Source organism: Microbacterium sp. 18062 (assembly GCF_902706225.1).
Taxonomy (GTDB): domain Bacteria; phylum Actinomycetota; class Actinomycetes; order Actinomycetales; family Microbacteriaceae; genus Microbacterium.
This window is the reverse complement of sequence record NZ_CACSKB010000004.1, coordinates 14,189-35,376: the sequence shown is the minus strand read 5'-3', so window position 1 is coordinate 35,376 and position 21,188 is coordinate 14,189. Positions and strand designations below refer to the sequence as shown.

Here is a 21,188-nt window from a genome sequence, read left to right as displayed (position 1 = left end):
GACCCCGGCGGAGCGGAGGCACCGCGCCCCTTCGTCTCGGAGCCTTGCTCCTCGCTGGGGACCGAGGTCGGGGCCCGGGTCGGCGACTCCGGTTCAGCCCGTGCAGCCCAGCCGCGCCTGGGCCGAGGTCATCGCATCGATCTCGGCGCCCTGGTGCGTCTTCATGGTCTGCGCGACCTGCAGGACGCGGGGGATGCTGCCGAGGTCGATGACCGCATCCGTCATCGACAGGGCACCCTCGTGGTGCCGGATCATGAGCTCGAGGAAGAGGCAGTCGGCCGCCGTGCCGGTCGCCGACTCGAGCTCGGCGAGCTCGGCGGCGCTCGCCATCCCCATCTCGGTCATGAGCTCTTCGTCGTTCGCGCCCTCGGCATCCGCGTGCGCGTGGTCGTCGGATGCGGACACCCACGACATGAGGTCGCCGGCCTGGGGCAGGTTCCACTGCACGAGCCAGTCGAACATCTCGCCGCGCTGCGCGGCCTGCCCGGTGGCGATGTCGTATGACAGCGCGCGGATCTGCTCGTCCTCGGTGTCGCGGTAGATCGTCATCGCCATCTCGACCGCCTGCGCGTGGTGCACCTGCATGTCGCGGGCGAAGCCGACGTCGGCGGCGTTCGGGGCGGCCGGGACGTTCGAGAAGAGCGTGAAGCGACCGATGGCGAACGCCAGCGCCGCCGCGCCCACGACGGCCAGCGCGATGAACGGCCAGCGTCGCGGGCGGGCGGCGTAGGCGCTCATCGGGTCACTGCCGGCCGGGCGCGTCGACACCGCCGCTGCACACCGCGTTCGGCTCGGGGGCGTTCTGGCTGCGCCAGTACTCCTCGAAGAACTCCGGGATCCGGCTGTCGCTCGCGTCGTCGATCTTCAGCTGGGCGTTCCACGCGCTGAGGACGATCGGGGAGTCCAGGCCCTCGTAGGGGGAGAGCAGCGTGTAGGTGGCCGGGAAATGCGAGCGAAGGGTCGCCAGCTCGTCGTCGCCGACCCGGTCCGCGTCGTAGGTGACCCACACGGCGCCGTGCTCCATGGAATGCACGGCGTTCTCGTTCGGCACGGGCTCGGTGTAGATGCCGCAGTTGAGCCAGACCGAGTTGTGCTCGCCGCCGGCGGGCGGGGACTGCGGGTAGTCGACCGTGCCCTCGACATGGGTCGTGACGTTGTCGAAGAGCTCGACGCCCTCGATCTGCGCACCGGTGGAGTCCTGGGCGCCGTAGGTCGCGGGCCGCGGCGTGAAGACGAGGGATGCGACGACGATCGCGACGACGGCGACCGCGGCGGTGGACCCCACGACCCACCAGACGAGCTTGCTCCGCTTGCGTCGTGCGAGCTGTCGCTGGTATTCGGCGAGCTTCTCCTGGCGGCGCTGCTCGCGTTCCTGCTTGGCGGTCTGGGAGATCTTGGCCTGCGTGGCGGGGTTGCCGCTCTGGCGCTTGTCGGGCGTCGTGCTCATGCGATGTCGGGTCCTCGGTTCGGTGCGGACGGGTGCCGCGGACTGCCGTGCGGGGAGTGCGGCCCGGGGAGAGCTGTGTACGGGCCAGACTCCGAGCCTATTCGAGCGCATAGGGCATACGGCTGGGAGAGCGCCGAAGGTGCGTCCGGGCCGGGATTCCGCGGAGGCGTCGTCCGGGCGATCCGGTACGATGGACATGCCCGGTCGAATCGTTTCGATCCGGCTGCTCCCCGCGACCCGCGCCCGATGGCGTGCGCGCCGCCCCTCTCCCTCACCGAAGTGGTCCGCACTGTGCTCGATACGTCCCCCGTTCCCGTCGTCCCCGCATCCGGGGCAGCCTCCGCCGAAGAGCGGACACCGACCGGCTCGGTGCGCACGCCGCGCAGCACGACGGGCGCCATCCGCACGCTCGGCGCCAACCCGCAGACCGCCCCGATCGTGCTGCACCCCGGCGATGCGATGCCGACGTGGCGGCGCGTCCTCTACATCGTGCTGCTCGGCGCCCTGACCGCGCTCGGCCCGTTCACGATCGATCTCTACCTGCCGGCGTTCCCCGTGCTCGAGGCCGACTTCGACACCACCGCCGCGATGATCCAGCTGACACTGACCGGCACCATGATCGGCTTCGCCCTGGGGCAGCTGATCGTCGGCCCCCTCAGCGACAAGGTCGGTCGCCGCATCCCGCTTCTCGCGGTCACTGCGCTCCACGTGGTCGCGAGCGCCGCCGCGGCCTTCGCTCCCGACCTGGTGACGCTCAGCGTGACCCGGGTGCTGATGGGCGCCGGCGCCGCAGCCGGCGGCGTCGTCGCGGCTGCCATCGTCCGGGACCTCTTCGGCGGGCGGCGCCTGGTCGTCATGCTGTCGCGGCTCGCGCTCGTGTCGGGTGTCGCGCCCGTGCTGGCGCCGCTGGTCGGCTCCTGGCTGCTCGGCGTCATGCCGTGGCGGGGGCTGTTCGTCGTCCTCGCGGTCTACGGCGTCGTCATGCTGATCGCTGCAGCCGTCTTCATCCCCGAGACGCTGCCGCCGGCCCGTCGCCGCGAGCGCGGCGCCACCACGGTGTGGCAGCGGTATCGCAGCGTGCTCGGCGACCGGGTCTTCCTCGGCGTGCTGGTCATCGGCGGCATGACCTTCAGCGGGCTCTTCTCGTACCTCTCGGCATCGTCGTTCCTCTTCCAGCAGAGCTTCGGCTTCAACGCGCAGGAGTACGGCGTGCTGTTCGCCGTGAACTCCATCGGCGTGGTCGTCGGCGTGCAGGCGGCCTCGCGACTGGCCGCGCGCTTCGGCCCGCAGTGGGTCATGGCCTTCTCGACGGCGGCGCTCGTCGTCACGGCCGCCGTGATCGTCGTCGCCGACCAGCTCGGGGCAGGGCTGTGGGGCACGATCGTCCCGCTCTTCTTCTTCATGACGGCGTGCGGCTTCACGTTCCCCTGCGTGCAGGTGCTGGCCCTCGACCGGCACGGCAACGCCGCGGGCACCGCGCAGTCCATCATCGGCGCCACGAACTTCGGTGTGGCCGGCATCGTCTCCCCGCTCGTGGGCTGGCTCTCGCACGACGCCGGGATCACCGCGACGACGATGGCCTCCGTCATGGTCGGATGCGGCGTGGTCGCCGTGCTCTCGCTGTGGTTGCTCGTGCGACCGCGCTCGGTGGCGCAGCTGACGCCGTGACGCCGCCGGTGTCCGGACCCGCTCGCACAGGCGGCGGCCGGACGCAAGCGTCGCGTCGTTCCGGCGGCCCGGCCCGCTCCGGCGCCACAATGAGGCGATGACCGAATCGACCGCATCCGGCCCCTCGGCCCTCGTGCGGGGGACGATCGGGGCGACGCTCCTCGTGCTGTCCGCCGCGCTCGGCGCGTGGATCCTCGCCCGGGGCAACGAGCCCTTCGCGATCGACTCGGCGTGGAACCTCCTGCTCGTCCAGGCCGACTGGGCGCCGTTCGACGTCGTCTCGCGTTTCACGAACGTCGCCGGCGGCGTGTGGGTGAGCACGATCGTGGTGCCCGCTGCGGGCATCGTCGTGCTGCTGTCCCTTCGCCGCCCGTGGTCGGCCGGCTACTTCGTCTTGGCCGTGGCGCTGAGCGCGTTCGTCGTGCAGATCCTGAAGCACCTGTTCGGCCGTGCTCGGCCCGAGCAGATCCTCGTCGTCAGCGACTACGGCTCGTACCCGTCGGGTCATGTCGCGAACGCCGCGACCCTCGCGGCCGTGCTGGTGGTGCTGCTGCCGCGGGCGTGGACCGCCGTCGTGGCCTCGGCATGGGTTCTGATCATGGTCTTCAGCCGCACCTATCTGCATGCGCACTGGCTGAGCGACACGCTCGGCGGCATGCTCGTCGGGGTCGGCGTCGCGCTCGTCTGCGCGGCGTTCCTGCGCGATCGGATCGACCGTGAGCGTGCGGTGCGGCCGGGACACACGAGCCGCGAGGAGAATCGGCCGGGATGAGGACGATGTCGCGACGAAAGCCCTCCGCCCGGCCGATTCCCCTCTGACCGGTGCCGGTCCGGTGCCGGCGGGCGAAGACACGACGCCCTATCGGGCATAGCATCGAACCATGGTGACGAAGCCTCCGAAGACCGACATCGACGAGTCCGAGCTGTCCGTCTCCCGGCCCAAGAAGGTTGCGGTCGGAGTCCCGGCGGTGCTGCACGCGCTGCAGATGTCGTGGGAGCAGATGGGCTCCGTGCGGTCGGCGCGCACCCTCCTGCGGGTCAACCAGAAGGACGGCTTCGACTGCCCCGGGTGCGCGTGGCCCGACCCCGATCACCGTCACGTCGCCGAGTTCTGCGAGAACGGAGCGAAGGCGGTCGCCGAGGAGGCGACCGTGCGGCGGGTGGGGCCGGAGTTCTTCGCGGAGCACTCGCTCGAGGACTTGCGCGAGCACGACGACTGGTGGCTCGGCCAGCAGGGGCGGCTGACGCATCCGATGATCCTCGACGAGGGCGCGACGCATTACCGGCCCATCGCGTGGGACGACGCGCTGCGGGCGATCGCCGATCAGCTGCGGACGCTCGACGATCCCGACGAGTCGATCTTCTACACGTCGGGCCGCACCTCGAACGAGGCGGCGTTCCTCTACCAGCTGCTGGTGCGCGGCGTCGGCACCAACAACCTCCCCGACTGCTCCAACATGTGCCACGAGTCGTCCGGCTCCGCGCTCACCGAGACGATCGGCATCGGCAAGGGCACGGTCTCGCTCGAAGACGTCCACAACGCGAAGCTGCTGATCGTCGCCGGTCAGAACCCCGGCACCAACCATCCCCGGATGCTGAGCGCCCTCGAGAAGGCGAAGCAGAACGGGGCGACGATCATCGCGGTGAACCCGCTGCCGGAGGCGGGGCTGCTCCGGTTCGAGAACCCGCAGACCGCGCGGGGCGTGCTGCTGGGCGGAACAGCCATCGCCGACCGGTTCGTGCAGATCCGCGTGGGGGGCGACCAGGCGTTGTTCCAGGCGATCGGCAAGCACCTGCTCGAGGTCGAGGAGCGCTCCGGCGGGGTCGTGGACCACGCCTTCGTCGAGGCGTACACGAGCGGGCTCGCCGCGTACGCGGCGGCGATGGCGGATGCGGACTGGGCCGAGCTCGAGTCCGCCACCGGCCTCGACGAGCCGGCGCTCCGGGAGATCGCCGAGGCGGTGCGCACCTCGCCCGCCACGATCGTGTGCTGGGCGATGGGCCTCACCCAGCACAAGCACTCGGTGCCGACGCTCCGCGAGGTGGTGAACGTCCTGCTGCTGCAGGGCAACATCGGCCGTCCCGGCGCCGGCGTGTGCCCCGTGCGGGGGCACTCGAACGTGCAGGGCGACCGCACCATGGGCATCTACGAGAAGCCGTCGGACGCGTTCCTCGACGCCCTCGACACCGAGTTCGACTTCGCCTCGCCGAGGGCACACGGGCACGACACCGTCGCGGCGATCCGGGCGATGGACGCGGGCCGGGCCCGGTTCTTCATGGGCATGGGCGGCAACTTCGTCAGCGCGACCCCCGACACCGAGATCGTCGAGCGGGCGATGGCGAAGCTCGATCTCACCGTCCACGTGTCGACCAAGCTCAACCGTTCGCACGTGGTCACCGGGCGCCGCGCGATCATCCTGCCGACTCTCGGACGCACCGATCGCGACCGCCGCGGCGGGGGCGAGCAGCGCGTCTCGGTCGAGGACTCCATGGGCGCGGTGCACTCCTCCCGCGGCAGGCTCTCCCCGCCCGCGGACGACCTGCTGAGCGAGGTCGCCATCGTCGCCCGCCTGTGCGACCTGCTCTTCGGCGGCGAGGCGACGCCGCGGCCCGTGGCATCCGCATCCCACTCCGGCGACGTCGATCGCGACCAGGCCGAGCGCCCCCGCGCCGAGCACGCCGACTGGTCCGGACGCACCGAGGTGGCGCATCCGGCGAACGTGCCGCACGCCGACTGGGCGGCGCTCGAGCACGACTACGCGCTCGTCCGCACCCACATCCAGAACGTCGTGCCGGGCTTCGAGGACTACGAGCAGCGCATCGCGAGGGGACGCACGTTCTTCCTGCCGAACGGCCCGCGCGACGATCGCCGCTTCGCGACGAGCGACGGCAAGGCGCACTTCACTGCGAACCCGCTGGAGTACCCGCGCATCCCGGCCGGTCGCCTGCTGCTGCAGACCCTCCGCTCGCACGACCAGTACAACACCACGATCTACGGCAAGGACGACCGCTACCGGGGCATCCACGACGGACGCCGCGTCGTGATGGTGAACGCGGACGACATCGCCGAGCTCGGCTTCGCCGACGGACAGGTGGTCGATCTCGTGTCGGAGTGGACGGGTCCGGACGGGGTGCTGCAGGAGCGCCGGGCCGAGGCCTTCCGCATCGTCGGCTACGCGACCCCGCGGGGGAACGCCGCGGCGTACTACCCGGAGACGAACGTGCTCGTGCCGCTCGACTCGGTCGCCGACGTCAGCGGCACGCCGACGTCGAAGTCCGTGCTCGTGCGCCTTGAGCCCCGCGTCGCGTCGCTCGCGTAGCGTCGGCGCGCCCCGCTCCGCATCCGCTCCCCGTCCAGGGAGCCTCGGACCGCGAGACTGCACCCTAGCGCCGAGACAGCGGGGAAACCCCACTGTCTCGGCACCCCGCTGCAGTCTCGCGGCTCGGGCGGCCCGGACGGGGCCGGCGGAGTCACGGTGAGTGCGGGCGGGGGCGGGCTGCGGCGCAAGCCCCCGCCCGGCACCGGCACGGGCGCGTAACGTCGCCCGCATGACGGAGCTGACGACGCCCACCGGCCGAGAACCCGCCCTGCGCGCCCGGCGGCGAGCCGATGGGCAGGCTCCCCGCGCCCTCGTGCTCGGGGCCACCGGGTACATCGGCGGGCGTCTCACCCCGCGCCTGATCGCCGCGGGGTACCGGGTGCGCGTGCTCGCCCGCGACGCGGCCCGGGTGACGGCCTTTCCGTGGGGGAGCGAGGTCGAGATCGCCGAGGGATCCGCCGACGACGCGGATGCGGTCGCCGCGGCGGTGGCCGACATCGACGTGCTGTTCTACCTCATCCACTCGATGGGTGCGGGAAAGGGGTTCGAGGAGGCCGATCTCGCGGCCGCGCGGACCGTCGCCGCCGCGGCGCAGGCCGCATCCGTCGTACGGATCGTGTACCTCGGGGCGCTGCATCCGTCGGGGGTGAGGCTCTCGCCGCACCTGCGTTCGCGGGTCGAGGTCGGGGAGGTGTTCCTGGGCAGCGGTGTGCCGACGCTCGTGCTGCAGGCGGGTGTCGTGATCGGATCGGGGTCGGCGTCGTTCGAGATGATCCGGCACCTCACCGAGGTGCTGCCCTACATGCCGGCGCCCAAGTGGGTGCGCAACCGGGTGCAGCCGATCGCGGTGCGCGATGTGCTGCACTACCTGCTCGGTGCCGCCCGGGTGGACGCGCCGGTGAACCGTGCGGTCGACGTCGGCGGCCCCGACGCGCCGCGCTACGGGCAGATGATGAACGGCTACGCGGTCGAGGCCGGCCTGCCGCAGCGGCCCATCGCCGCGCTGCCGGTGCTGACCCCCGGCCTCGCCTCGCACTGGGTCAACGTCGTGACGCCCGTGCCGCGGTCGATCGCGCGCCCGCTCATCGCCTCGCTCGAGAACGAGTGCGTCGTGAGGGACCGGAGCGTCGACGAGCTCATTCCGCGCCCCGACGGCGGGCTCACGTCGTACCGGCGGGCGGTGCAGCTGGCGATCGGCCGGGTGGACGCGGACGCGATCGAGACGAGCTGGCAGGATGCGGAGCTCTCGGGCCTGCCGAGCGACCCGCTGCCGAGCGACCCCGACTGGGCGGGGCGGACGGTCTACACCGACACGCGTACCGTCACGACCCCCGCCTCGGCGTCGGCGCTCTGGCGGGTCATCATCGGCATCGGCGGCGAGAACGGGTGGTACTCGACGCCGCGACTGTGGGCGCTGCGCGGTTGGATGGACCGGATCGTCGGCGGTGTGGGGCTGCGCCGCGGCCGGCGCAGCCGGACCTCGGCGGTCGTCGGCGACGCGATCGACTTCTGGCGCGTCGAGGCGATCGAGCCCGGGCGGATGCTGCGCCTGCGCGCCGAGATGAAGGTGCCCGGCCTCGCCTGGCTCGAGCTCGGCGCCGTGCCCGACGGCGACGGTGCGCGGTACGAGCAGCGGGCGATCTTCTTTCCGCGGGGCCTGGCCGGCCGCCTCTACTGGCTGCTCGTGCTGCCCTTCCACGCGCTGGTCTTCCCGGGGATGGCCACCCGCATCACGCTCACCGCCGAGGAGGGCACGGGGGACGCCCGGGCATAGGCTGGACAGATGCGGCGCGCGGCGGTGATCACGGTGTCCGACCGGTCGGCGGCGGGCGTGCGCGACGACGCTTCCGGGCCGGTGGGCGTCGGCCTCCTCCGCGACGCGGGGTGGGAATGCCCGGACGCGACCGTCGTGCCCGACGGCGCCGACAGCGTCGAGCGGGCACTCCGCGCCGCGATCGACGCCGGCGCCGACCTCGTCGTCACGACCGGCGGCACCGGCGTCTCTCCGCGCGATCAGACCCCGGAGGGTGCCGCGCGCGTCATCGAGCGCGAGATCCCGGGACTCGCCGAGGAGCTCCGCCGCCGCGGGGCCGCGGAGAAGCCCGCCGGGATGCTGACGCGTGGCCTCGCGGGGGTCGCCCGGGGCGCGCTCATCGTGAACCTCCCGGGGAAGCCGGCGGCCGTCGCATCCGGGATCCCGGTCGTGCTGTCGGTCGCGGCGCACGTGATCGACCAGCTCGCGGGAGGGGACCACTGATGCCCGTCGCCCTCGCCCGCGTCAGCGCCGAGCCCCTCGACCTCGACGCCCATCTGCGCGCGGTCGACGACGACGCCTCCGGTGCGGTGACGACCTTCCTCGGACGCGTGCGCGACAACGATCCGGATGCGGCGACCCCGGTCGTGGCGCTGGAGTACTCCGCGCATCCCGACGCCGAACGGATCCTGAGGTCGCTCGCCGAGCGCGCGATCGGCGACGCCGGTGCGATCGTCGCGGTGAGCCACCGCATCGGACGGCTCGAGGTGGGCGACGCGGCCGTCGTGATCGTCGTCGCGTCGGGGCATCGGGACGAGGCGTTCCGCGTCTGCCGTGCGGTGATCGAGGACATCAAGCGCGAGCTGCCGGTGTGGAAGCGTCAGATCGAGTCCGACGGCACCACCGCCTGGAAGGGCCTCGGCGGCTGATCCCTCCCCGACGGTTCCCGCTCGATGCTCGCGAGTCGGTGTCGCGCGGTGTGGAGATCGCATGGACGAACTCGCTGATGCCCCGCGGGCGCCCGGCTCTCTCCCGCCGGCATCGCCCACACCGTCGCGGGCGTCGCGACCCGCAGGTTGTCGTGCGTGCGGGTCATCGCGAGAGTGGGGGTGACCTTGGTGCTCAGGACGCCGGGTCGCCGCAGCGGACGATGCGGCGCGTGCACTCCCACCTGCAGTGCGGGTCTGCTCAGCCGCCGGCGAAGGGCGGGAGCACGTCGACGAGCGTGTCGTCGGCGAGGGTCGCGTCGTCGTCCGTCCGCGCACCGGCGACGAGAACCGCGCATCGGGGCAGGATGCCGCCGAGCCCGGGGCGTTCGGCGGCCAGGGCGTGGCGCAGATCGCCGAGGGTGCGTTCCGCGCGGGTCTCCTCGGCGACGCCCGCCATCTCCTCCGCGGCGGCGAAGTAGCGCACGCGGGCCATCAGGGCCTCCATCCGGCGGCGAGCCTGGTGATCCGGTCGACCGCCTCCCGCACCTGTTCCGGGGTGCCGCCGGCGCGACCGGCGGCGAGTCCCGCCGCGAACGCGCTGAGCGGGGCCGCGGGCCGGGCGACGCCCCGGGCGACGTCTCCGGCGAGGTCGAGCACGAGCGGGATCGGCAGATCGTCGGGGCCGAGGCCGAGACGCTCCCGCACGGCGTCGGCCCACTCGTCCAGTGCCTCCGGGGGCAGGTGCTCGGTCACGGGGAACCCTCCTTCGCGATGCCGTCGGCGCCGGGCTCGACCCGGCGTCGGGCGTCCTCCAGATCCTCCCACGTATCGATGTCGCGGACGACGTCGTCGGGGACGCGCACCACGGCGATCGACAGGTCGTCCAGGAGCGCACGGACCGGGGCGTCGCGGCCGCCGTGCGCGAGCGCGCCGGCCGCGCGGCGGAGGGCGGCGGTGCGGTAGACGCCGGTCAGCCACTGCGGCCTCGAGGTCTCGTCCGCGAGGCACAGACCCTCGGTGTCTGCGGGAAGCAGCAACAGGTCGGCGACGAGTCGCGGCACGGCCGCATCCGGGCGCACGAGGTCGCAGGCGAGCACGAGCGTCCAGTCGGGGTCGGCGGCAGGGGCGGTCGCGCCGAGCGCCGCGACGACGGCCGCGGCGGGGCCGGAGAACGGCGGGTCCTCGCGCACCCAGGTCAGGTCGTCGTGACCGGCTGCCGGAGGGCCCGCGACGACGACGGATGCGGCGCCCGCCGCGCGCACGGCCGCCAGGGTGCGGGCGAGGATCGAGGATCCGCCGAGGACGAGCAGCGGCTTCGCCGTGCCGTCGAGCCGGGTGGCGCGTCCGCCGGCGAGCAGGATCGCGCCGAGCGAGGGGGTCATTCCTCGCCGGGGCGGGTCCAGGTGCCGGACTTGCCGCCCTCTTTGCGGACGATCCGCACGTCGTCGATCGAGGTGCCCTTGTCGAGCGCCTTCACCATGTCGACGACGGTGAGCGCGGCGACCGACACGGCGGTCAGCGCCTCCATCTCGACGCCGGTGCGATCGGCGGTGCGGACGGTCGCCTCGATCTCGATCCCGTCGTCGACGATCGTGAGGTCGACGACCGCGCCGTGCACCCCGATGACGTGCGCGAGGGGGAGGAGCGCGGGGGTGTGCTTGGCCGCCTGGATGCCGGCGATGCGTGCGACCGCGAGCACGTCGCCCTTCGGGACGCCGCCGTCCCGGAGGGCCGCGACGACGTGGGCGGCGCACCGCACGAAGCCCCGTGCGGTCGCGGCGCGGACGGTCGGCTGCTTGGCGGTGACATCGACCATGCGGGCGTGGCCGGCCGCATCCAGGTGCGTGAAGCTCATGGGATCAGCATGACATCGACGAGGTCGCCGGGCTCCACCGCGACCGTCTCGGCGGGGACGATCGCGTACGCCTCGGCGCGGGCGAGGCCGCCCGCGAGATGCGAGCCCGAGCCCCCCGCGGTGGCGGGACCGACGCTCCAGCGGGCCGGGTCGCTCCGATCGATCGCAGCGGGCAGGTACTGGCGTCGTCCCGGCGGGGTGCGCCATCCGGATGCGGCCGGCAGTCGCAGGATCGGGCGATGGATGCCGGTGCGCCCCTGCATCCGGAGGAGCGCCGGGCGCACGAACACCTCGAACGAGACCGCCGAGCTGACCGGGTTGCCGGGAAGGCCGAAGAGCAGACCGCCGTGCGCGAGGCGGCCGAAGGCCTGCGGCTTGCCCGGCTGCATGGCGACCTTGGTGAAGGCGACGTCGCTGCCCTGCAGCACGTTCTTCACGACCTCGAAGGCTCCGGCGCTGACCCCGCCGGAGGTGATGACGATCTCGGCGCCGGCCGCGGCGGCCCGGTCGAGGGTCGCGAGGAACGCCGCATCCGTGTCGTCGACGCTCGTGCGCAGCACGATCTCGGCGCCCGCCTCGGCCGCGAGGGCGGCGAGAAGGAGGCCGTTGGACTCCGGGATCTGGCCGCGGCGCAGGGGCTCGCCGGGGGCGACGAGCTCGGTTCCGGTGGAGACCACCGCGACGCGCGGGTGGCGCGCGACGCGGGCACGGGCGACTCCGGCGGCGGCCGCGGCGGCGAGCTGCAGCGGGCCGAGGAGAGCGCCCGCGGGCACGACCTCCGCGCCGACGGCGGCGTCCGCCGCGCGCCGCCGGATGTGCGCGCCGGGTGCGGCCGGGGCGCGGAGCACGGCGATCTCGTCGAGCGAGTCGGCGAGGCCCCCCTCGGTGTCCTCGAACGGCACGATCGCATCGGCGCTCGCCGGCACCGGCGACCCGGTCATGATGCGGGCGGCTTCGCCTGCCGCGAGCGTCGGATCGAGGTCGGTGCCGGCAGGCAGGTCGGCGACGACCCGGAGGCGGGCGGGAGCGTCGGGGGACGCATCGGCGACGTCGGCATGGCGCACGGCGAAGCCGTCCATCGCGGAGTTGTCGAACACGGGGATGTCGACGGCCGCGAGGATCGCCGCGTGCAGCGTGCGGCCTCGGGCGTCGGCGAGCGGCAGGTCCTCGGCGGGGGTCGCGACGACGTGTGCGAGCACGTGGGCGAGCTGCTCCTCGACGGTGCGCATCGCGCTGCTCATACGTGCTCCTCCCGGTGCGGGGTCGTGCGGTGGCTCTTCGGGGCGCGGGTCACGCGGTTCCCCGGTGCCCGGTGCTCTGCCAGGCGTCCATGCCGCCGGCGAGGACGGATGCGGTCGCCCCGGCGCGCTGCAGCGCCACGGCCGCGCGCCGGGCGCGGACGCCGGCCTGACACACGACGACGAAGGGCCCGGGGCCGGCGGCGGCGGGATCGGCGAGCACCTCGGCGAGGGGCAGGAGCACGGCTCCCGCGATCGTGCCGCGGTCGGTCTCGTGCGGCTCGCGCACGTCGAGCACCACGGCTCCGGCGGCCCGGCTGTCGTCGAGCAGCGCGGGGGAGATCTGGAGCGGCGGCGCGGCCGCGGATGCCGCATCCGCCGGGACGGGTGCGGCATCCGCCGGGGGTACGTCGGAAGCGGATCCTGTCGGGAGCGTCTCCGCGACGATGCCGGCCTCGGAGGCTGCGTCGGCGCGCGCATCGATCGTCGGCTCCGTGCGGGCCGCGGCGGTGGCCGGACGCAGCGGGATCTCCTGCTGTCGCGCGCGGAGGCCGTCGATGAGCAGCACGCGGCCGAACAATGGCTCGCCGATGCCGGCGATGAGCTTGACCGCCTCGATGGCCAGGAGCCCGCCGACCTGGACGCACAACGCGCCGAGCACGCCGACCTGCGCACACGTGGGGACCTCGCCGACGCTGTCGGGCGGGTACAGGTCGGTGAGGACGACGGGTGCGCGTCCCGCGGGCGGAGCCGACCAGAACACGGTCACCTGGGCGTCGAACTCCTGGAGGGCTCCCCACACGAGCGGGATGCCGAGCGCCTCGGTCGCCGCGGCGACGGCGGCGCGGGTCTCGAATGTGTCGGTGCCATCGATGACGACGTGCGCGCCGCGTAGGATCCGCTCGGCGTTGGCGGGTGTGAGGCGTTCGCGCACGGCGTGCACGACCGTCTCGGGAGCGAGGTCGGCCGCCGCGCGTGTGGCGCTGTCGGCCTTGGGGGCGCCGAGGTCTGAGTGGCGGTGCAGGATCTGCCGGTGCAGGTTCGAGCGCTCGACGTCGTCGTCGTCGATGACGACGAGCTCGCCGATGCCCGCGGCCGCCAGGGCGAGGACTGCGGGGGAGCCGAGTCCTCCCGCGCCGACGATCGCCACGCGGGCAGCAGCGAGCCGGCGCTGCGCGAGCTCGCCGAAGCCGGCGAGGGCGGCGTGCCGGGCGGTGCGGTCCCGCTCGGCGGGAGAGAGCGCGGCGACGGGCTCGACCAGCGGCGGAAACGGCATGCCTCCAGGGTATGCCCGCCGCATCCGTCCGGGTCCGCCGCACCCGTGCGGCTTCGGTCGTCCTCCGTGTCTCGCTTGTGCATCCCTCATCCGCCCTGATGATGCACAAGTGAGACACGAAGGCCCGGCGGGGATGAGACGGGCTCGGGGGTCACCGGCATCCGTGGATACGGGGGAATCGGAGGATATGGACCGCGGATGCGGGGATATAGGGTGAGGGGATGCAGAGCTTCAAGGTCTCCCAGGCAGCCCGGCTGCTCGGCGTCAGCGACGACACCGTGCGGCGCTGGATCGATCAGGGACTGCTGCCGGTCACCGACGCCAGCCCGGCGGAGATCCCCGGCGACGCCCTCGCCGAGCGGGCGGTCGCGGTCGCGAACGCCGTCGACGACCCGACCGACGTCCTCTCGAGCGCCCGCAACAGGTTCGTCGGCCTGGTCACGCGCGTCCAGATCGACGGCGTCATGGCGCAGGTCGACATCCAGTCGGGTCCGCACCGCGTCGTCTCCCTCATGTCGGCCGAATCCGCGCGCGAACTCGCGCTCGAGCCCGGATCGCTCGCCGTCGCCGTCGTCAAAGCCACCACCGTCATCGTCGAGACCCCGAAGGACTGACCATGCGCCGTCGCACCGCCCTCCCCGCCCTCCTCGCCGTCACCGCGCTTCTCGCCGTCGGCTGTTCGGTGCAGGACTCTCTCGCCACCAGCTCGAGCCCCACGGCGAGCGAGAGCGAGCTGACCGGCACGCTCACGATCTACGCCGCGGCCTCCCTCGGCACGGCGTTCGACGAGATCGCCGCCGCGTTCGAGGAGGAGAACCCGGGGGTCGACGTGCAGCCGATCTCGTACGACGGCTCGTCGACCCTGGCGACGCAGATCATCGGCGGCGCCTCGGTCGACGTCTTCGCCTCGGCCGACGAGGCGAACATGCAGAAGGTCGTCGACGAGGGGCTGGCCACAGGCCCCGAGCTGTTCGCGACGAACACGCTCGTCATCGCCGTGCCCGCCGGCAACCCCGCCGGCATCGAGACCCTCGCGGACCTCGCGGATCCCGATGCCACGGTCGTGCTGTGCGCGCCCGAGGTGCCGTGCGGCGCCGCATCCCAGACCCTCCTCGAGAACGCGGGCGTGACGGTCACGCCGGCGAGCTCCGAGCAGAACGTCACCGCCGTGCTGACCAAGGTCGCGGCGGGCGAGGCCGACGCCGGGCTCGTCTACGCGACCGATGTCATCGGCAACGACGACGTCGAGGCGATCGTGCCCGAGGGCGCGGACGAGGTCGTCAACCGCTACCCGATCGTCGCTCTCGAGGACGCGCCGGATGCGGCGGTCGCCGCGGCGTTCGTCGCGTACGTGCTCGGCGAGCACGGGCAGGCGATCCTCGCCGAGCTCGGCTTCGGGGCCCCGTGACCCGCAGCGGCAGGCCCCGCGGGTTCGTGCCGCGCACCCTCGCGGTGCCGGCCGTGATCGGACTCGCGTTCCTGGTGCTGCCGCTGTCGGCGTTGATCGCCCGCGTCGAGTGGTCGACGCTCTGGGGCGATGTGACCTCCCCCGAGGCGCTCTCGGCGCTCGGACTGTCGCTCGGCACGGGTCTGGCCGCGACCGCGCTGTGCGTCCTCGCGGGCGTGCCGCTCGCGCTGACGATCGCCCGGACCGGCCCCCGTGCGGCCGCGTTCCTCCGCGCGATCGTGACCATCCCGCTCGTGCTGCCGCCCATGGTCGGCGGTGTCGCCCTGCTGTTCCTCTTCGGCCGCAACGGCTGGCTCGGCGACGTGCTCGAGGTCGTCGGCATCCGCCTGCCGTTCTCGACCGCCGCCGTCGTGCTCGCGCAGACGTTCGTCGCCCTGCCCTTCCTCGTGCTCGCGCTCGAGGGATCGCTGCGCGCGATCGGCACCGGTTTCGAGCAGGCCGCCGCGGGACTGGGGGCGGGACGATGGACGATCCTGCGGCGGGTGACCCTGCCATTGGCCGCCCCCGGACTCGTCGCCGGCACCGTGCTGTGCTTCGCCCGCGCGATCGGGGAGTTCGGGGCGACCGCCCTGTTCGCCGGCAACGCGCCGGGAGTCACCCGCACCATGCCGCTGGCGATCTACACCGCGTTCAACGGCGCGGGCGTGACGCAGGGCACGGCCGTCGCGCTGGCGGTGCTGCTGCTGGTCACGGCCGTGCTCGTGCTCGTGCTCGTGCGCGCCTGGCGGCCGGAGGCGGTGCGATGAGCGGCGTGCTCCGGCGCGCGGAGTCCCGCTCGACGGGCCCGGATGCGGCGGCCGTGCTCGAGGCCGACGTGACGGTGGAGCGCGGCGCGTTCCGGCTGGCCGCGCGGCTCACGGCGGCACCCGGGCACACGGTGGCCGTGATGGGGCCGAGCGGCGCGGGCAAGTCGACGCTGCTCGGCGCGTTGGCGGGATTCGCTGCGCTCGACGCCGGTCATGTGTCGCTCGACGGCGATGTGCTCTCCGCCCCCGACCGGCAGGTCGAGACCGCGCGACGCAGCACGGTGCTGCTCAGACAGGATCCGCGGCTGTTCCCGCACCTCACTGCGCGCGAGAACGTCGCGTTCGGGCCGCGGGCGGCCGGGATGCCGGCGACCCGGGCCCGACGGGAGGCCGACGAGTGGCTCGCCCGCGTCGGTCTCGCGGATGCGGGGGAGCGTCGACCTGCGGACCTCTCCGGCGGTCAGCAGCAGCGCGTCGCGATCGCCCGCGCACTGGCTGCCTCTCCCCGCCTCGTGCTGCTGGACGAGCCGCTGACCTCGCTCGACCCGGTGACCGCCGACGGCATCCGCACGATGCTCGGCGAGCAGCTCGCGGGGCGCACCTGCATCGTCGTGACGCACGACACGGTGGACGCGGTCGCCCTCGCCGACCGCGTCGTGGTGATCGAGGACGGACTCGTGACGCAGACGGGGCCGGTGCGCGACGTGCTGCGCGCGCCCGCCACCGACTTCGTGGCCTCGCTCGCCGGGCTCAACCGGGTCGTGGGCGTGGCCGAGGGCGGACGATGCCGCGTCGACGGCGTGCTCGCGCTCGCGGGCGATCGCGGCGCGCGCGTGCCTGACGGGCAGCCGGTGGCCGCCGTGTTCCGCCCGGGCGAGGTGCGCATCGGTGCGGAGTCGGCGACCGTCGTGCCCGCATCCGAGGTGAACACGTGGCGGACGGTCGTCGTCCGTCTCGAGCAGACGGTGGGCGGTGTGCGGGTGCACACGGACGATCCGGCCGTCGGGATCGACGTCGCCACCGACGCGGTGGTCGAGCAGGGGCTCCGCCCCGGCGTGACGGTGGAGCTGTCGGTGGCGGCATCCGCCGTGCGACTGCTGCCCGCGTGACCGGCGTCCGGGGGCGCTCGACCCACGAGCGCCGGGGAGAGGCCGGGGCGACAAGGGGCGCCGGGAGGGACGACGGTCGTAGGCTCGGGGCATGACCGGCATCCGCGCGTTCCGCCCCGGCGACGAGGGCGACCTCGCGGAGATCTGCCTGAGGACGGCGGATGCGGGCGCCGACGCGAGCGGCGTCCTCACGGACGACCGCATCTGGGCGGAGGTCTTCGTGCTGCCGTATGTCGCGCGGCATCCGGAGCTCGCCTTCGTCGTCGAGCGCGATGCCCGCGTGCTCGGCTACGCCGTCGCAGCGCCCGACACGCGCAGCTTCGAGGACTGGTTCCACGACGAGTGGTGGCCCGAGCATGGTGCGCACTTCGCCCGGCCGGGCGGAAACCCGCGGGAGGTCGGGACCCTCGCCTATGCCGACGCGCGCCGGGCGGGCCACGAGCCCTACGGCGACACCTATCCCGCCCATCTGCACATCGACCTGCTGCCCGAGGCGCAGGGGCAGGGCTGGGGGCGGCGCCTGATCGGTGCCGTCGTCGACGCCCTCCGCGAGCGGCGGGTCAGCGGCCTGCACCTGGTGGCGTCCGCCGACAACCACGGCGCGCTGCGCTTCTACGACCGGCTGGGCTTCGCCCGCATCCCCTCGTCCCGCGGGGTGCAGGCTTTCGGGATGGCGCTCTGACCGTTCCGGCCCTCGCCCCGCGGCACGACGGCGGGGATCCTGCGAGACGCGCCGGGCTCCCCGGCTCCGGCACGGGGTGTCGGAGGGCATCCGCGCCGTCGTGTGCGAGCGTCCGGGGCTGGAAGGCCGGGAGTCGGGATGCCGCCCGCTCAGACGATGCGGCCGGACTCCAGGCGCACCTCGCGGTCGACGAGGCCGCCCGGCACCTCCACGTGCGAGATCAGCACGACCGCGCGGTCGGCGTCGACCGCCGTCAGCAGGTCGGTGAGCAGGGCGTCCGACGCGGCCGGGTCGACGCCCGCGGTCGGCTCGTCGAGCACCAGCACGGGGAAGTCCGCGAGCAGCGCACGGGCGAGAGCGATGCGCTGCGCCTGACCGCCCGACACGAGCGCCCCGCGTTCGCCGAGGGCCGCGTCGAGGCCGCCGCGCTCGCGCGCCCAGCCCGCGAGGCCCACCCGATCGAGGGCGTTCCAGAGCTGCGCGTCGTCGGCGGTGTCCCGGGCGAACAGCAGGTTCTGACGCAGCGACTCGTCGAACAGGTAGGGCGACTGCTCGCACAGCCCGATCGTGCGCCGAAGATCGTCGCCGCTGAGCTCCCGCGCCTCGGCATCGCCGATCCGGTATGAGCCGGCGTAGTCGAGGAACCGCACGAGCACATGGGCGAGCGTCGTCTTCCCCGCCCCGCTCGGCCCTGTGACGAGCACGCGCTCGCCGGGGGCGACGTGAAGGTCGAGGTCGGTGAGGCGCCCGGCGTCGTCGACGGATGCGGCGGCGTCCGCGTCGACGGTGACGTCGGCATCCGTCGACCGGCCCGAGGCCCGGTCGGGCCAGCGGGCGCTGACGCCGCGCAGGGAGATGCCGGTTCCGAGCGCGGGTGCATCGCCGGTCGCCGCCGGCTCGTCGTGCGGGATGCCGACGGGCGTCTCGTCCGGCACGGTGCGCGCGATGCGGTCCGCGGCCGTACGCACCTGACGCCAGGAGGCGAGGGCGAGCGGAACGGGACCGAACACCTCGAACACGGCCATCGGCAGCAGCACGACCACCGCGAGCGCCGGGCCGGTGAACCCGCCCTCGCCGAGGAGGGGCGCGGCGACGAACAGGGTCGCGAGCGACGCGATGCCGGCCAGCAGCGACACCGCTCCCGAGGTCAGTCCCTGCGCCCCGGCGCGGCGGACCGTGGCTCTGCGCAGTGTCTCGTCGGCGGCGCGCACGCGGGCGTGGGCCGCATCCGTCGCTCCGAACGCCGTGAGCACGTCGAGCGAGGTCAGCTCGTCGACCAGGGCGTCGGCGAGCCGGGAGCGCAGGGGCGCGACCTGCCGCTCGGCGCGCGCCCCCGCCAGCCAGCCGACCCCCACCGCCAGCGCGAACGCGATCGCGAGACAGAGGGCGAGGGCGATCGCGGCGGCGGGGGAGAGGAAGGCGACGAACACGACGCTCGTCACGGAGGCGAGACCGGCGACGCCGAGGGGCATGACGACGCGCAGCGGCAGGTTCTGCAGTTCGTCGACGTCGTCGACGAGTCTCGAGAGGAGGGCTCCGCGCCGCGTGCCGCCGAGCCCGTCGGGCGCGAGGGGCACGATGCCTCGCACGAGCGAGGCCCGCACCGTGGCGAGCTGCCCGAGGGCCGCATCGTGGCCGGTGAGGCGTTCGAGGTACCGGAAGACACCGCGTCCGAGCGCGAAGGCGCGGACGGCGACGACCACCGCGGTGATGTACATGACGGCGGGCTGCTCAGCCGAGCGGGTGATGAGCCATGCGCTCGCCGCGAACAGCGCGATGGCGCTGATCGCGGTGCCGAGCCCTGCGGCGAGGGCCCACCAGAAGCGGCGAAGCGGCGGCTGGGCCGTCCGCAGGACGTCGGAGGCGCTCATCCGGATCTCCCTCCCGCGTCCGGCGAGACGCTCGCGGTCGCGTCCGGGACGCCGTCGTCCGGCGTCGGGGGGACGGGGCCGGGAACGCCCAGACGCACGGTGCGGTCGGCGATCGCACGAGCGGACGGGCGGTGGGAGACGAGCAGGACGCCGGCCGCCTCGGCGTCGGCGACCCGGCGGAGGGAGGCCCACAGGGCCGCCTCGGTCACGGAGTCCAGCGCACTAGAGGGCTCGTCGAGGGCGAGCACGCGGGCGCGACCGCTGCGGAGGCGATAGAGCGCACGGGCGACGGCGACGCGCTGCGCCTGTCCGCCCGAGATGCCCGATCCCGTCGCTCCGAGTCGCAGCGTGCCGGGGACGTCCGCGTGGGCGTCGGCCAGACAGCGCTCGACGAGCGCGGCGTCGGCCGTCTCGGCGCCGAGCGCCACGTTCTCCGCCACGGTGCCCGACATCAGGCCGGGCCGCTGACCGGCCCACGACAGGATGCCGCGCGCCGCCGCATCCGGGTCCGCATCCCGCCCGCCGACCAGCAGCCCGCCCGTGAACGGTACGAAACCGAGGAGCGCGGCGAGGACGCTGGACTTGCCCGCGCCGCTGGGGCCCTCCAGCAGCACGATCTCGCCGACCGAGACGTCGAGGTCGATCGGCCCGATGGCACGCTCGCCCCGCTGCACCCCGAGCCGCCGCGCCGAGATCAACGGCTCGCGCGCCCCGGATTCGCGCGTCCCGGTGCTCTCATCGTTCTCGGTGTGAGTCCGGGGCGGATGGAGCGGGGCCGAGACGGTGGCGGGGCGGAGGGCGGATGCGGCATCCAGCACGTGGAAGATCTCGTCGGTCGCGGCGACGCCCTCGGCGGCGGCGTGGAACTGCACGCCGACCTGTCGCAGCGGAAGGTACGCCTCTGGTGCGAGGAGCAGCACGAACAAGCCGACGAGCAGCGACAGCTCGCCGTCGATCAGCCGGAAGCCGATGGTCACGGCGATCAGCGCCACCGAGATCGACGCGAGGAACTCGAGCGCGAAGCCGGAGAGGAAGGACACCCGCAGCACCGACATGGTCTCGGTCTTGTAGTCGCGGGTGACGGTCTCGATGCTGTGCGCCGCACGGTGCTGGCGACCGAAGACCTTGAGGGTGCCGAGCCCGGCGACGGTGTCGGAGAACCGCGTCGCGAGCCGGTGCAGCGTCGCGTACTGGCGGTTCTGCACGGTCCGGGTCGCGAGACCGATCAGCACCATGAAGATCGGGATGAGGGGGATCGTGACGATGACGGTGACGCCCGAGATCGGATCGGCGATGAGCATCGCGAGGATGAGGATCGGCATCGTGATCGCGGTCGCGACCAGCTGCGGCAGATACCGGCCGAAGTAGGCGTCGAGCGCCTCGAGGCCGTGGCCCGCCGTCACGGCGAGCGATGTGCTGTTGCGCTGCGCGAGCCACCCCGGGCCGAGCCTCTCGACCGCGCGCACCAGCTGGTCTCGCAGTTGCAGCGACGCCCGCGCGGCACCGATCGCGGAGGTGCGTTCGGAGGCGAAGACGAGGATGCCGCGCAGCAGCGCCAGCCCGGCGGCGCCGGCGAGGAGGGGCAGGATCTGTCCGACCGGCTCGCCCTCGATCGCGCCGACGAGCGCGCGCGTGAGCAGCCACGCGAAGCCGACGATCACGCCGGTCTGGGCGAGCACGATCGCCGCGGTGACGACCAGGAACCCGCGTGAGGCGCTGCTGTAGCGCAGCAGCCGGGGGTCGACCGGTCGACTGCTCTCGCGCGGCGGCGCGGGAGCGGCATCGGTGGTCACTCTACGATCCTGCCTCATCGGTGCCCGCCGTGC

21 protein-coding genes are annotated in these 21,188 nt (G+C 73.7%); 11 read left to right on the top strand and 10 right to left on the bottom strand.

Annotated features, from left to right (window positions below):
- Positions 1-93: 93 nt before the first annotated feature.
- Together GVL03_RS02590 and GVL03_RS02585 are read right to left on the bottom strand one after the other, a co-directional pair.
- Positions 94-738 (bottom strand): DUF305 domain-containing protein, encoded by a 645-nt coding sequence (locus GVL03_RS02590; protein ID WP_159499211.1) that lies wholly within the window; start codon positions 736-738, stop codon positions 94-96.
- A 4-nt stretch (positions 739-742) separates the two neighbouring features.
- Positions 743-1,447 (bottom strand): DUF3105 domain-containing protein, encoded by a 705-nt coding sequence (locus GVL03_RS02585; RefSeq protein ID WP_159499209.1) that lies wholly within the window; start codon positions 1,445-1,447, stop codon positions 743-745.
- Between the two features lie 246 nt (positions 1,448-1,693).
- On the opposite strand from GVL03_RS02585, the gene GVL03_RS02580 reads away from it, so the two are divergent.
- The 6 genes from GVL03_RS02580 to GVL03_RS02555 all read left to right on the top strand — a co-directional run bounded on the left by GVL03_RS02580 (position 1,694) and on the right by GVL03_RS02555 (position 9,117).
- The gene (locus tag GVL03_RS02580; RefSeq protein WP_200847034.1) at positions 1,694-3,115 is read left to right on the top strand and encodes a multidrug effflux MFS transporter; all 1,422 of its coding nucleotides are present in this window, start codon (positions 1,694-1,696) and stop codon (positions 3,113-3,115) included.
- Positions 3,116-3,212: 97 nt separating this feature from the next.
- A complete protein-coding gene (locus GVL03_RS02575; RefSeq protein ID WP_159499207.1) occupies positions 3,213-3,887 on the top strand; it encodes a phosphatase PAP2 family protein in 675 nt (224 codons plus the stop codon).
- A 109-nt stretch (positions 3,888-3,996) separates the two neighbouring features.
- Positions 3,997-6,435: an FdhF/YdeP family oxidoreductase gene (locus GVL03_RS02570; RefSeq protein ID WP_159499205.1), complete on the top strand. Its 2,439-nt coding sequence runs from the start codon at positions 3,997-3,999 to the stop codon at positions 6,433-6,435.
- Positions 6,436-6,664: 229 nt separating this feature from the next.
- A complete protein-coding gene (locus tag GVL03_RS02565) occupies positions 6,665-8,209 on the top strand; it encodes an SDR family oxidoreductase (protein ID WP_159499203.1) in 1,545 nt (514 codons plus the stop codon).
- 9 nt (positions 8,210-8,218) lie between these two features.
- Complete coding sequence (locus GVL03_RS02560; protein WP_159499199.1) at positions 8,219-8,692, top strand: molybdenum cofactor biosynthesis protein B; 474 nt, start codon at positions 8,219-8,221, stop codon at positions 8,690-8,692.
- Positions 8,692-9,117 (top strand): molybdenum cofactor biosynthesis protein MoaE, encoded by a 426-nt coding sequence (locus GVL03_RS02555; protein WP_373683822.1) that lies wholly within the window; start codon positions 8,692-8,694, stop codon positions 9,115-9,117. The genes GVL03_RS02560 and GVL03_RS02555 overlap by 1 nt, the downstream gene beginning before the upstream one ends.
- A gap of 259 nt (positions 9,118-9,376) precedes the next feature.
- On the opposite strand, the gene GVL03_RS02550 is transcribed toward GVL03_RS02555, so the two are convergent.
- From GVL03_RS02550 to GVL03_RS02525, 6 genes are read right to left on the bottom strand one after another with little or no spacing between them, the layout of a single operon-like run.
- Positions 9,377-9,610 carry a MoaD/ThiS family protein gene (locus GVL03_RS02550; protein WP_159499197.1) on the bottom strand — a complete coding sequence of 78 codons (234 nt, stop codon included), beginning with the start codon at positions 9,608-9,610 and terminating at the stop codon, positions 9,377-9,379.
- Positions 9,610-9,870, bottom strand: coding sequence for a DUF6457 domain-containing protein (locus tag GVL03_RS02545; RefSeq protein ID WP_159499195.1), 261 nt, complete (start codon positions 9,868-9,870; stop codon positions 9,610-9,612). The genes GVL03_RS02550 and GVL03_RS02545 overlap by 1 nt, the downstream gene beginning before the upstream one ends.
- Positions 9,867-10,499 carry a molybdenum cofactor guanylyltransferase gene (locus GVL03_RS02540; RefSeq protein WP_159499193.1) on the bottom strand — a complete coding sequence of 211 codons (633 nt, stop codon included), beginning with the start codon at positions 10,497-10,499 and terminating at the stop codon, positions 9,867-9,869. The genes GVL03_RS02545 and GVL03_RS02540 overlap by 4 nt, the downstream gene beginning before the upstream one ends.
- Positions 10,496-10,972 carry a cyclic pyranopterin monophosphate synthase MoaC gene (gene moaC / locus GVL03_RS02535; RefSeq protein WP_159499191.1) on the bottom strand — a complete coding sequence of 159 codons (477 nt, stop codon included), beginning with the start codon at positions 10,970-10,972 and terminating at the stop codon, positions 10,496-10,498. The genes GVL03_RS02540 and moaC overlap by 4 nt, the downstream gene beginning before the upstream one ends.
- Positions 10,969-12,213 (bottom strand): gephyrin-like molybdotransferase Glp, encoded by a 1,245-nt coding sequence (gene glp / locus GVL03_RS02530; protein ID WP_159499189.1) that lies wholly within the window; start codon positions 12,211-12,213, stop codon positions 10,969-10,971. The genes moaC and glp overlap by 4 nt, the downstream gene beginning before the upstream one ends.
- A gap of 49 nt (positions 12,214-12,262) precedes the next feature.
- A complete protein-coding gene (locus tag GVL03_RS02525) occupies positions 12,263-13,486 on the bottom strand; it encodes a ThiF family adenylyltransferase (protein WP_159499187.1) in 1,224 nt (407 codons plus the stop codon).
- 221 nt (positions 13,487-13,707) lie between these two features.
- Between GVL03_RS02525 and GVL03_RS02520 the strand changes: the two genes are divergently transcribed.
- The 5 genes from GVL03_RS02520 to GVL03_RS02500 all read left to right on the top strand — a co-directional run bounded on the left by GVL03_RS02520 (position 13,708) and on the right by GVL03_RS02500 (position 17,491).
- Entirely contained in the window at positions 13,708-14,100 is a 393-nt protein-coding gene (locus tag GVL03_RS02520; RefSeq protein ID WP_159499185.1) for a molybdopterin-binding protein, read from the top strand.
- 2 nt (positions 14,101-14,102) lie between these two features.
- A complete protein-coding gene (modA, locus tag GVL03_RS02515) occupies positions 14,103-14,894 on the top strand; it encodes a molybdate ABC transporter substrate-binding protein (protein ID WP_159499183.1) in 792 nt (263 codons plus the stop codon).
- Positions 14,891-15,700 carry an ABC transporter permease gene (locus GVL03_RS02510; RefSeq protein WP_159499181.1) on the top strand — a complete coding sequence of 270 codons (810 nt, stop codon included), beginning with the start codon at positions 14,891-14,893 and terminating at the stop codon, positions 15,698-15,700. Before modA ends, GVL03_RS02510 begins: the two co-directional genes overlap by 4 nt.
- On the top strand, positions 15,697-16,809 hold the full coding sequence (locus tag GVL03_RS02505) for an ABC transporter ATP-binding protein (protein WP_159499179.1): 1,113 nt from the start codon (positions 15,697-15,699) through the stop codon (positions 16,807-16,809). The genes GVL03_RS02510 and GVL03_RS02505 overlap by 4 nt, the downstream gene beginning before the upstream one ends.
- A gap of 91 nt (positions 16,810-16,900) precedes the next feature.
- On the top strand, positions 16,901-17,491 hold the full coding sequence (locus GVL03_RS02500) for a GNAT family N-acetyltransferase (protein WP_159499177.1): 591 nt from the start codon (positions 16,901-16,903) through the stop codon (positions 17,489-17,491).
- Positions 17,492-17,640: 149 nt separating this feature from the next.
- Here GVL03_RS02500 and cydC read toward each other — a convergent pair whose 3' ends face one another.
- Positions 17,641-19,362 carry a thiol reductant ABC exporter subunit CydC gene (gene cydC / locus GVL03_RS02495; RefSeq protein WP_159499175.1) on the bottom strand — a complete coding sequence of 574 codons (1,722 nt, stop codon included), beginning with the start codon at positions 19,360-19,362 and terminating at the stop codon, positions 17,641-17,643.
- On the bottom strand, positions 19,359-21,155 hold the full coding sequence (cydD, locus tag GVL03_RS02490) for a thiol reductant ABC exporter subunit CydD (protein ID WP_235037987.1): 1,797 nt from the start codon (positions 21,153-21,155) through the stop codon (positions 19,359-19,361). Before cydD ends, cydC begins: the two co-directional genes overlap by 4 nt.
- Positions 21,156-21,188: the final 33 nt, after the last annotated feature.